Annotated in this window: 7 protein-coding genes; all 7 read right to left on the bottom strand. The window is 56.5% G+C overall.

Annotated features, from left to right (window positions below):
• Window positions 1-720: 720 nt before the first annotated feature.
• Complete coding sequence (locus AC4PR2_RS17305) at window positions 721-2,199, bottom strand: PhoPQ-activated protein PqaA family protein (protein ID WP_149571209.1); 1,479 nt, start codon at window positions 2,197-2,199, stop codon at window positions 721-723.
• 71 nt (window positions 2,200-2,270) lie between these two features.
• Window positions 2,271-2,669, bottom strand: coding sequence for a hypothetical protein (locus tag AC4PR2_RS17300; RefSeq protein ID WP_060420460.1), 399 nt, complete (start codon window positions 2,667-2,669; stop codon window positions 2,271-2,273).
• Between the two features lie 78 nt (window positions 2,670-2,747).
• Complete coding sequence (locus AC4PR2_RS17295) at window positions 2,748-2,981, bottom strand: hypothetical protein (RefSeq protein ID WP_038872255.1); 234 nt, start codon at window positions 2,979-2,981, stop codon at window positions 2,748-2,750.
• A gap of 105 nt (window positions 2,982-3,086) precedes the next feature.
• Window positions 3,087-3,914, bottom strand: coding sequence for a Cof-type HAD-IIB family hydrolase (locus AC4PR2_RS17290; protein ID WP_060420458.1), 828 nt, complete (start codon window positions 3,912-3,914; stop codon window positions 3,087-3,089).
• A gap of 1 nt (window position 3,915) precedes the next feature.
• Window positions 3,916-9,702 (bottom strand): amino acid adenylation domain-containing protein, encoded by a 5,787-nt coding sequence (locus AC4PR2_RS17285; protein ID WP_492175310.1) that lies wholly within the window; start codon window positions 9,700-9,702, stop codon window positions 3,916-3,918.
• A gap of 34 nt (window positions 9,703-9,736) precedes the next feature.
• Entirely contained in the window at window positions 9,737-10,606 is an 870-nt protein-coding gene (locus tag AC4PR2_RS17280; protein WP_197802951.1) for a hypothetical protein, read from the bottom strand.
• Between the two features lie 106 nt (window positions 10,607-10,712).
• Window positions 10,713-11,288 (bottom strand): helix-turn-helix transcriptional regulator, encoded by a 576-nt coding sequence (locus tag AC4PR2_RS17275; protein WP_060420452.1) that lies wholly within the window; start codon window positions 11,286-11,288, stop codon window positions 10,713-10,715.
• Window positions 11,289-11,612: the final 324 nt, after the last annotated feature.

The raw sequence follows: 11,612 nt of genomic DNA, 5'->3' as shown, positions 1-11,612 counted from the left end.
GAGGCGGCATCACTGGCGCCGTAGTGAACCGGCCATTTTAATTGTCGCCGACCGGCCAAAATAATTGACGCGAGATAGTACTTCTCCTTTTGATTGGACAAACTTAAAAATATCCCTATCACGGCTAATCCGTGATAAGGCGAATAGGAGCTCCGCCCCTTTCACAGTTAATTATGCTTGGCTTTCCCTCTTTAGCAATACATAAAATCAATGTAAAGATGAGAAAAGATAATTACCCCGAATCGAATTGGCATCATTCTTATTTTTATTTTAAAAAAACCAAAAAAAAAGCGTTTCTTGATTCATTCCTCTGGCCGAAAAGGAAAGGTTTATCAGCATGCTTCATACACCATCCACAAGATAAACCACTCATTTCCTCTTCAATGAATGTGCGTAAGGATGAGTTGTCACAAAAATGAAAGACGCCGCGCGGGAGCCAATGACTGGAGAGTTTTTTGATTCTTGCTAAGGGGCTGCGGCGCGTCGACGGCGAAACCGGATAGGGCAATAACGATTAAGCGTTCAGAAGAGGTGGAATATGAAGGGAAGTTTTCTCTTAAATAAGAAAACGCCGACAATAAATCAGCGTAATCATGCTGCAGAAAGGGCGCCGCCGATCATCAACGGTTCCCTTCTGACGCAGGTTAATTCAGCGATGTAGCCGCGTTCTCTTGACGTTCAATTCACAGTAAACGCTTTTCCGTCTTATTTTCAGTGGAATTAATCGTCATGGCGATAATCCTCCCCCAGCCCTCGGCCCGGTAAGGTTTCACACGCCAGGCCATCGCCCGCCGGTGCGGCGATCGGGTAGCGGTCGTCAGGGGTGATAAAGACCGGCGAGGTCGCGATATACCCGTCGCTAAACTCGGCTTCGATAAAGGTGGCCTCCCAACCCTGTGCAGGGGCGTTCAGCCGAAATTCACCGCGGTTCGCCTCCAGCGGCGCCGAGGTATAACGCACGCCGCACGAGTAGCGAAAATCTCGGGCCGTGCGGTTATGCGCAGTCCAGCGCAACACCCTGATCGGCGGCTCGGAAAAGCGGAGCGTGCGCAGCGCCGTCTCTGAGGCGTTGCTCTGCACCTCGATCGTCGGTAGCGCAATATCACGCTGACGACGGTTGACCAAGGCCAGAACAGCGCGTTCGGGGACCGTGCGCTCGTCGCCGGCGATGGCTCGCATCGAGACCTCCCCCGGCAGCTTATTCAAATAAAACCGCGTGCTGTCGGGCGGATAGCGTTCGTCGCCGCCGGCGACGATGAAATACTTCGGTGCCGGAGGCCGCCCGCGCTCGGCCAGAGGGGGATATTCGATGGGATCTTCAATCTGCATCAGCTTGTCAAACGCCGGGGTCTCTATGCGCCGATCGATGCCCAGTTGGTAATAAGGATGAAACGCCAAAGGCCAACGCCCGCCATACGTGCGATAGGTATGCTTCATCACCTGCCGCGCCGCGATCCCCTCAGGGAAAATGGCGGCCACGGCATCGATGCGCTCATCTGAAAGCGCCGTCAGCATGGCCGTGGTTCCCCCCTCAGACACGCCCGCGACGATAAATTTGTCTATCCCCCACTGGCGCAATTCGCGTTGCGCCAGCGTCATGGTTTGCGACAGCGCCGCCGTCATCGGGATATGCAGCGGCATCATCAAATATTCATCGGCATCATCCAGGAACAATCGCCATCCCCTCGCCCGGCTATCCGCCCCTGAACGGCGCCGTCCCTCATTTTGGTATTCCAGGTACGGGTAAGGCAGCCGATTGACCACCACTACCACCGTTTTGCTCTGCGCCGCCAGCGCCTCAGCTGAAAACGCCGGCTTTTGATTGCCCGACGTTCCCGGGCCGGCGGCGCTGCACGCGCAGTCTTCGCTCATCACCAGCAACGCTTTACCGGTGAATGCCCCGTTGGGAATATAAATGTCCACGTCGTGCCACCACTGCGTCGGCCGGATCGCGTCTTGCGGCGACCAGGATTGCGACATCAGCCGATAATGACGAATTTCCGTGTGTTGGCCGCTCTCCACGCTTTTTAACGAAAATGACAGGGGCAGCGTGGCCAGTTGCTGGTTATAGCAAGGGATCACCGTCTGTAATGCTGGGTGCTCATCGGCGAAGCAGGTGTCTTCCTCTTTGGCCGCGGCGTACCGGCAGACGGCCAAAGCCAGCCAAATCAAGGTAATATAAGCGGAGATCTTTAACATTTTTCCCCCACGATAGTTGGCTTTGCCCCGCCCTCGCAGGCCGGCGCGGCGGCAAACGGGCATCAACAGCCTCACGAGGCGTGATGAAATAATATCGGGTAGCCGAAGCTGTCTTTTTCGAACATCACATCTTTCTCGTTTTCGCCCACCAGCACGCTATAGATGCGGTTCTCCTGATAACGACTCATGGCGACGTAGAGCACGACCTCGCGATGATCCGTCAGGGTGAACTGCCTGCGCTTGGCAGTAATTTCCAACGTAAACGCCACCACGGGATTGTTGTTTAAAAACACCGCGGTCTGTCTCATAGACAGGATTCTGGCCTGCGCTTTCTCCGCGACCTGAAAGGGGGTGGCGTCACTGGGGTAGCGGATATCCATCTTCTTTTGGATATAGATGACGTTAAACACCGCCAATGCCACCGCCACAAAAAGATTGATAACCATAATCAGCATGATTTTATTTGCCATTCATCCTCCCGCCCCGTTCCCTGCACCGCGCTCGCGGTTGATTTAAAAGTGCCCTTGCGGGCACTTTTCATTAGAGGCTCAAGAGGATTTGCGGCCAAACAACTGCGAGAACGCGCTAATCCCGGCATCGATGACGGCGCCAATGCCTTCACCGAGTTTTGCGCCGGCGTTTGACGCATCCGCATGGATACCGAAAAGACCGGTGCCGGCATCCACGATGGCGCCAATACCCGTACCCAGGATTTTGCCGGCGTCGGAAGCGATGCCCGCGCCGGATACCGCCATAACTTCTGCTTCAGTCAGTTCTTTCATACTCGCTCCTTTGCATTAATCTAAGTGTTCCGTTTTGAGAAAATGAAACCCTCACTGTTCGTTCACCTCCTTATGTCTGCCAATAAACCTCGCCCGGTGAAAACGTCAGAACAGACCGAATTCACGACAGAGATAGTCTGCGACGCCATTGCGGCTATTGGGCAACGCCACCGGATTCAACGGCAGAGCGCGTTTCAATTCGCTCATGGCATTGCCCATGACCACGCCCGTTCCGGCCCAGCGCAGCATGTCCAGATCGTTCATCGCATCGCCGAAAGAGAGGCAATCGCGCATCGCTATCTGTTTGGAATTCAAATAGTCGGCCACGCTTCTGGCCTTGGAAATATGCTTATCCATGATGTCTATCGTTTCCGTGGAGGACTTACAGATGGACAGCGTTTTGCCGAAGGCCTGGTTGACCTGGTCAAAGAGCGTCTCGATCGGCGCCGCGTCGCCATGCACCAGTACCTTCAATATCCGCTGCCGCTTCATGGCCTCAGGCTCGACATAGCGGCAGGCCACGCCCGACGTTTTGACGTAGTCAGAAAAATGCGGGTTCTCTTCGGCCATCATCCAGCCCTCTCGGGTGAACAGGGTCACGTGGAACGGGCTGGCGAATAAAAAATCGATCAGCCCGGTTTGCAGCTCTGCGGGCAAAAAATAGCTTCTATCCGCCACCGCCTGCCCTTCGATGTTGACCATCGCGCCGTTGCAAGAAACGATCACCGGCGAGAACCCCAGCCCATCCACGATCCCGCGCGCATCCGCATCGCAGCGCCCCGTTGCAATGACGATTTCCAACCCCCGACGCTGTAAAATGTTGAGCGTTTCCACCGTCACATCGGATAAATTCCCGGACGGATCGAGCAAGGTGCCGTCAAGATCGCTCACGATCGCCCGGTACTTTATTTTGCCGTCGACTGCCAGCCACATATCATGCCTCCTCAGCCTGGATAATCCCGTCCTCAGCGCAGATGTCGCTGTCGGGCGGGAGATTGGCGATCGCGAGCGCAATAATCAGAAAACGTCGGCCCAATTCGACGATGTTTTCCCGAGCGATCTCGTGGGAATCATAAAACAGTGAAATGGCGAGCCGTTCCGCCTCGGGGAACAGGCACAGCACCGTTTGGTGATTGCTGCCGCTGACGATATCCATCACGCGGCACTGAAACGGCAGCCGTGGATCCATCGCCGGTTTCGGCATGTTTTCGAACACGAACAGGCTGCCGAACGGCGAGGTGGGCACCCAATTCTCGTCGTATCGATTCAGTTCGGAAAAGGCGTATTTCTGCCGGAAGGTTTGTGAATCCGCGATGTCATCCAGCAGCTCATAAAGGGGGCGGCGGCGAATCGCCCGCAGCCGCAGCACCGGGCTTGCGACACACAGGCCAAACAGCGTCTGCACCTGCTCAATGTCGGCCGGGCGCTCGCTCATGGTCGTGCCGATGGCGATATCATCGCAAGCCAGCGCCTCGGCCAGCGCCAGCATCCAGGCCAGCTGCGTCAGTTGGTTGACCGTGATCCCCTGCCGCCGACAAAACGCGGTGAGGCGCGCCATCTGCGCGCTGGAGAATTCGTCGCCATGCTGACGCATCCGGCGCCCCTGCGGTACGAGCTGCGGTGCGGCAGTCAGCGGCAAGCGTTGATTGACCGGCGCATCCCGCAAATAGTCTGCCCAGAAGGCCCGCGCCTCAGGATCATTGCCGTGCGTGCGCACATGGGCGGCAAAAGGCTCGAATCGGTTAATCTCCAGCGCCGGCACCCGGCCCGCCAACAGGGCGAGGTAATCGTTGAACCACTGGCCGAACAAGACCCCCAGCGACCATCCATCAAACAGAATGTGGTTAAAGGTCTGCACCAGATAGTGCTCGTCCGCATGCAACTTGATGAGGCGCCAGCGAATCAACGGCGGCGCATCCAGCTCAAACGCGGTCTCCCTCTCCCGGGCCAGCAGCGCCTCCATCCGTTCCTCCAGAGAGGCTGGCGCGGCATCCGACCAATCGTCCATCGCGATCGGCGCCTGCAGCGTCTCGCAGATAAAGACGTTGGGCCGGCCGCGGCGGGTTTGATCGTCAAATCCGGCGCGCAGCATTTCAAACCGCTGCAGCGCCAGCGCCCATGCCTGATTCAACACCTCGGGCTGCAACGGCCCCGCGATCTCATAAACCGCCTGGTCGATCTGATACTCGCGGTTGAGTCGGTTGAAATACATCAACTCTCGCTGGGTTACCGTGGCTTCGAAAACGGCGGCGAGACGATGCTTTTGCTGCCAGCGATCCAATTCGGCGAGGCTGACGTCGGCATGGGGGAAGTCACCCGGGCTGGCGAGACAAACGCCGTTGCTGGCTTCGTGGCAGCAGTGCTCGACCAGCGCCGACAGGCTGTCGACATAGTGCGACCCGATCCGCGACAGCGTTTCATGCGGCAGCAAACCTGACATGACGATGCTTAGCCGATCGTCGTGAACATAAAGCACCAGATCCAATACGTTGCCGCTGACCGGCATCGCGCCATTTTCCAAATCCGCCGTTTGGTCGATCAAGGCCCATAACGCGTCGTCGGCCTGCTCGTTGAACGCGCCGAGATAATTGAACGAAATGGCCGGCAGGCGGTGGCGCCGCAGGCAAGCCGGCACCTCATCGCCCGGCGCTGAAGCGTATTTCAGCGCCGAATAACCGATACCGTGGTCAGGCATCTTTCTCAGCCTGTCCTTGATGGCGCGCAGCGTGGTTTTTTGGCACTCGTGCGCGGTGATGCGCAAGGGCATCAAGGCGGTGAACCAGCCGACGGTGCCCTCAAGCCGGATCTTATCGTCATTGATATCGCGGCCATGGTGTTCCAGCGTGAGGTAACTGTCCGCACTGCCGTGCCATGCCTGCAGCACCGGCGCCAGGGCCGCTAACAGCACTTCGCGCACCGAGGTGTTGTAGGCCTGGTGGCAACCGTCCATCAGCAGCGCGGTCAACGCCACATCGCACTCGAAGCGGCAAAATTCAGGGGCCTGTACCACGCCGCTGAGCGTGGCGTAATCGGGCTGCCCGGCGATCATCGCCAGCCAGTAAGCGCATTGGTCTTGCCGGGTTGCCGCGTATTGCCTTAACCGTTCTCCCCATTGGCGGTAGCTGGTGCCTTTTGCCGGCAGCGATTCCCCCTGATGCAACCGCTGCAGATCGCTGACGATGACGCGCCAGGAAACCACATCGACGATCAGATGATGAAACGCGCAGAACATCAGCGCGTAGCCGGGGGCGCGGCTGTCAAAGATGTAAACGAAGCGGCATATCGGCCCTGCCGTCGAATCAAACCCCGATTGCCATTGACGCAGCAGCTCGGCGCGGCTTTGGCGACAAAGCGCCAGGTCATAGTAGCCCCATGAAGGGCCGCCGTCGGCCGCTGACAGGTAGCGCTGCGACACGATGACGCCGGCGTCGTCGACGCTAAAACGCGCGCGCAGCATGTCATGCTGATCCGCCAGCGCGGCCACCAGATCGGCGACCTGTTCGGCGGACATCGGCGGTACCCGCACCAAAAAAGTCTGGTTGAAGAAAGCGCTGCGATTCGGTGCCAGCTCACGGTACCAGCGCTGAATCGGCAGCAGCTCGAATTCGCCCTGCAGTTCGCCCTGTTCGTTGAGCGCGGTAACCGCGTCTTGCTGCCGCAGAATGCGCTGGGCCAGAGCCCGCGCATTTCTGGTTTCGAACACCGCACGCGAGTTGCTGTGGTAACCCGACTTGCTCAATTCACTGGTGAACACAATGCTTTGGATCGAATCGCCGCCCAATCGGAAAAAGTCGTCGTCGATACCCACGGTCTCCACGCCAAGAATGTTCGACCACAGGGAACAAATCAGCGCCTCCAGCGGGTTCTCCGGCGCGGCATAACGCCCGCTTTGCGCGAATTGCGGCGCGGGCAAGGCCGAGCGATCCAACTTGCCGTTAACCGTCAGCGGTATCTCGTCAATCTCGACATAGCTGGACGGCACCATATAATCCGGCAAACTGCGCTCAAGCCGGGAGCGCAGCTCGGCAGGATCCCAGGCCACGCCCCGCGCCATCAGCAAATAGGCGGCAAGGCGCTTGCTCTCCCGATGGACGACATCCACCACTACGCCTTTCTCGACGCCCTCCAGGGCATTGATCGCATTTTCTATCTCGCTGAGTTCAATCCTGAATCCGCGAATTTTCACCTGGCAATCATTTCTGCCGAGATATTCCAGATTGCCGTCGCGCAGCCAACGCACCCGATCGCCGGTTTTGTATAAGCGCCGGCCGTGCAACTCGATGAAACTCGCCTGGGTTTGCTGCGGCTGGTTGAGATAACCGCGCGCCAGCGCCGAACCGCCGATATACAACTCGCCGGCCAAGCCCGGCGGCAGCGGTTGCCGCCAGCGATCCAGCACGTAGAGCTCACGCCCCGGTATCGCCCTGCCGATGGGAATGCTGCTGCGCGCTTCGTCCTGAGCGATAGCGTACATCGTGGTAAACGTGGTGCATTCGGTGGGGCCATAGCCATTGATGACCCACTGAGGGCGGTGGGGTTGCCGCACCAGGCGCTGCATCAGCGTGGCGGTCAGCGCCTCCCCGCCCACCAGCAGATAGCGCAGCCCGGCAAACAGATCGGGGTTGCTGAGGTAGAGATGATCGAACAAGCTGCGCGTGGCCCAAAGAATCGACACCTGCTGCCGACGCAGCAGCGCTTCCAGCTGCGGCACATCGCCGGCGATATCTTCCGTGTCGCGGATGACCACCAGTTTGGCGCCGTTGAGCAAGGCGCCCCACACTTCGAACGTCGCCGCGTCGAACGCCGGGCTGGACAGGAACAACAAGACATCTTCGGGCGTAATCGCGATGCCGGACGCGGTCGCCAACCCGCACATCGCCTGTTGCTCGAGCATCACGCCTTTCGGCACTCCCGTCGACCCCGAGGTATAAATGATCGCGCCAAGCCGTTCGGCGGCGGTGACCACCGGCAGATTATGCCGTTCATGCGGCAGGCGGCTCAGATCGCCCAGTGTCAGCACGGCCTGGGGATGCGGCATCATCGCCGCCAACGCTTCCGCCGCCGTCTGCATAGAGGGCCCGGCAATCACCAAGGCCGCCCGCGTTTCCGCAAGAATATGTTGAATACGCGCCTGGGGATAATGGCAGGAGATCGGCACATAGGCCGCGCCGGTTTTCAGCACCGCCAGCAGCGCCACGACCATTTCCAGGCTTTTTTCGCTGTATAGCGCGATCGGCGCGTCGGCCTGGGGCTCGGCCCCGGTCAGCGACGCATAGCGAAGCACGATCTCGCGCGCCAGGCTGTTCGCCATGCCGTTCAACTCACGGTAGCTGACGCGCAGCCCCTCATACTCCAGCGCGATGTTTTCCGGATAGCGTTGCGCGATCGCTTCAAAACGGGCGCTGAGTGTCTCCCCTGGCAGCGGGAGACTCTCATTATCCGGCGGCGACCTGTCGGCGGCGGGATAGAAGGCCATGTGGCTTAACGGGGCGTCAGGCGCGCTCATCGCCTGTTGCATCAGGCGAGTAAAATGCGCCGCGCAGTCGCGCATGTCTTCCTCGTCAAACATGCCCTGGCGAAAGCGCAACCGGAACTGCAACGCATCAATATCGGCCCGGTCTTCGTATTCCAGCGAGAGCGCCGCGCTGGCCATATCGTGATTGGCTTCGAATAGCGGCCAGGTGGCGCAATCGGCCAGCGGCAATGCCGCATCGCGCAAGTTGGTTTGGGCAAAGGAGATCGGTAACGCGCGGATCCCCAATGCCCGCACCACCTCTTGCGTGGGCAGCTGGTTAAAACGTTGGCGCGACTGCGGCGGCGCGGCGGTAATAAATGCCAGCGCCCGTCGATAAACGTCGGAAAAACTCGCGCCGTCACGCAAAGAGAGGGGCAACACGCTGGTGTTCACATGGCCGCCCAGCGCAAACTTTTGCCCCTTCTTGATCGACACCGGATAGCTGATGTAGACCGTTTCCTGATTGCCACTGCGCGCCATCAAGATGCCCCACAGCACCAGCAGCGCCAGAAAGTCATTAACTCGCCGTATACCCGAGGCCTGTTTCAGCGCTTTCCATTGCGCTTTGGGAAAGTGGAAGCGCAGCTCACCCGCTTCGTCTTCACGGCCGGCGCCGCTTCGCTCAAACGGTACCTCGAGCGCGCCCAAACTTTCCGCTTCGGCGCGCCAATGCGCCAGCGCCCCATCGGCGGCCAGTTGCTTCACCTCCTGCTGCAGTTGCCGGTTAACGGCGGCGATCTCGGCCGCCTCGACGCGCGTCGCCAGCCGCTGTTGGCGATAGTACTGGCTCACCAGGGAGAAAAACTCGTCGGAAGAGGCGCCGTCAATCACCAGATGGTGGCCGACCAACGCCAAGGTATAGCGCCGCTCCCCCTCGGCGAATAGCGCCCAGCGATAAAGCGGCCCGCGGTAAATATCGAAGGGCCGGCGAATCACTTGCGTCAGCAGCGTGCGGTCCGTGTAATGCTGCAACGGATGGATTGCGTCATTGCGGCGCCAATACAGCTCGCCATCCTGTTCATGAATATGGCTGTTCAGCAGTACATGATCTTGCACCAGCGCATTCAGCGCGGCTTGCAACCGGATGGGATCCAACGCGCCCTCAATTCGCTGCAGCACCAATACGTTGTAATTGCAGCCTTCAGGATGGCGATCATATTCATCGATAAAAACTTTTGAGTAGGGTGATACAGGAATTTCTTCCATGACAAACACTCCATTTAGAAGACACAAGCCCTGCTTAACGGCGATCCATGCGGCATACCCAAACCTCTTTCGGCATCAGATCGCTTATCTTTTGTGAGTAATAGCCGATAAGCATGTTGATGCGTTTTTCTGAAATGACCTCCGCCGCCTGAGCGCAAACCGACTTATAAAAAGCGAGGGGGATCATTACTTTGCAACGGCTATGCAGATGCCGACACACACCGATGGCCCAGGAAAAACACTCCCTGGAAGGGTTGGAAATATCCAAGAGTTCGGCACATTCATGAGAACAGCCAATCACGGCGTAGTGGCTGCCTTTGTTGATATAATGAATTTTATGGTACAGGGGGTGTTTTTCAATATACTCAAAGGCGCGGCGATCTTTTTCCCGCCCTAAATTATTGATGAAGCTTGCCTGCTGTGCGAGCCCACTTTCAGCAAAACGAAATGCCATAAACTTGTCAGGCTTTAAGGTTAATTCGACATAAGGATAGATTTGGGTATTGGTTGTTAAATACTTTCTAAATATTTTTTCGTAAACCCGTATCTTCCTGTCATCGGAAAAGCAGATATCCGCCGCCACATCCGACCGTCTGGCCTGCAGGAAAAAGTCTTTCAATACGGTGGCGGACTTTACCTGACGATGGATGCCAAGATCGCCAAGCATATTGACATTGACATTAATCCCGTTGATCTTAAAGGGATAAAAGCTGGAAACGAACATCCCGAGATAACGCTCCCGATCCTTGTAAAATATGCCCGTCTTCTCCCTTGGCGCGCCACAATGCGGATCGAGCAGATGCTTCCAGTGCAGGAAACGTTCCCCGCCCAGATCTCTGCCATAAAGATCCTGCAATAATTTGAAATGATTTTTGGAAACCGTTTCCCTTACAAAATCAGCCATGTTTTATCTCCCTATAAAACCTATTCCATGCCAGGCGGCAACCATGAACGATCGCCGCCTGCGCCGGTAAAAATACCGAATCAGATCGTCACTTTCCCCCTCTCCATTAACAAGAGTCGCTGTGCATTTTTAACCAGCGCAAGAATTCAATATTGTTATCGATATTCAGTTTTCTCATCGCAGAGCGTTTATGAATGCTGACCGTTTTCGGGCTGATGCCGAGCAACATCGCAGTTTGATTTTGCGAGTATCCCAGATGAATCAGACGGCACACCTTCCCTTCGCTAAAGGTCAACTGGGTGCGGCAACGCGGGCAATAGCTTGAAACCAAACTGTTTTTCTTGCGATAGCAAACCATGACCTTATCCACGATCGCCGCCACGCCGTCTTTGCGCGTAATGCTTCCGGCCTCTAGATTGCAATGGATTTTTGGAAAAATCGTTTTATGCTCCAGTATTGAAAAATAGAGCGGAATAGAAGAAAAGTTGCCCTGCAAAAGCTGGGTATGGCAAAAATTGATGGACACCCGCTTATCCGGCGCCCGGAATATAATGTTGGCCCGTTCCTCTCCCGTGATCTTGGCCTTGACACCATTCTGGAGAAAACCCTCTTGCAAGGCGAGCCCCAACCCAAGCTTGAAAAATTGATTTTGATCGACGATAGCAATATTGACGCGCTCCATTAACAAACCTCCCTTTTGACTACGCTTGCCCACTCTCCTTACTGCAATATGATTGCTGTGATTATTTTTTAGTTTTGAGATGCTTTTTAATAAAAAAGCGTTATATGCGATGCGGAAACGTCTTCGCCTCGCAAAAAGTGTATTTTATATATGATATAAACTCATCAGCCCTGGAGAGCACACAAAAGCAAGACGCGGGGAAGTACCGCGTTTTACAAGGTAATGGGTTACCGTAAGTTATATTTATAGTGCATCATTGCCATCCGTGATACGGTGCCAATAATTTTCTCTGATAAGTTAATTTTACTCCAAGAGCGCAATATA

It is taken from the genome of Serratia sp. A07, assembly GCF_058725505.1.
The sequence above is the reverse complement of the archived record's forward strand: the minus strand, read 5'-3'. Positions and strand labels throughout refer to the sequence as shown.